Annotated in this window: 1 protein-coding gene; it reads left to right on the plus strand. The window is 59.3% G+C overall.

The annotated features are described in order from the left end of the window. A partial coding sequence (locus tag VSR34_RS38120; RefSeq protein ID WP_342965199.1) for a transposase occupies positions 1 to 609 on the plus strand: 609 nt, incomplete at its 5' end. Positions 610 to 764 lie beyond the last annotated feature (155 nt).

Here is a 764-nt window from a genome sequence, read left to right on the forward strand (position 1 = left end):
CCCAAAGACAGTGACGATCAGGACAGCGAAGGTGGTGGCGGGGGCGACTTCAAGGGCGAGAAGCGTAGTAACGAGACGCATGAGTCCAAGACCGATCCCGATGCACGGCTCTATCGCAAAGGCAAGACGGCCAGCGAATTGCGTTACATGGGCCACACGCTGACCGACAATCGGCATGGCCTGGTGGTCAACGCGCGGGTGACGCGCGCTGACGGGCATGCCGAGCGCGAAGCAGCCAAGGTCATGATCAACGACGCCCGACAAGTGGCAGGAGATACGAGTGCAGAAATCACCCTGGGCGCAGACAAGGGTTACGACGCACAGGAATTCATCGAGGCGTGCCAGCAGATGAAGGTTACACCGCACGTTGCGCAAAACACCTCAGGACGGCGTTCGGCAGTGCCCGAAACGATTGCCGCGAGCGCGGGCTATGCCATTTCGCAGCAAAAGCGCAAATTGATCGAACAGGGCTTCGGGTGGGCCAAGACCGTGGGGCGCATGCGCCAGGTGATGGTGCGCGGCTTGAAGAAGGTGGACCAGATGTTCGTGTTGAACATGGCAGCCTACAACCTCGTGCGCATGCGATCCCTGGCACAGTTCCGTCCATAGTGGCGGGAAAAGGCGCCAATGAGGCCAGAAGTCGGCCTCACAGCGCTTTAAAAAGGTTGATTCGCGTTGAAATTGCACAATGCGAAAGATTTAGCGGCAGTGGGCGCGTAAATCGTGGAAGGCCGCTGCCCGTCGAGGGGTATTTCCGCAACCTG

This window comes from Paraburkholderia sp. JHI2823 (genome assembly GCF_038900695.1).
GTDB classification, from domain to species: Bacteria; Pseudomonadota; Gammaproteobacteria; order Burkholderiales; family Burkholderiaceae; genus Paraburkholderia; species Paraburkholderia mimosarum.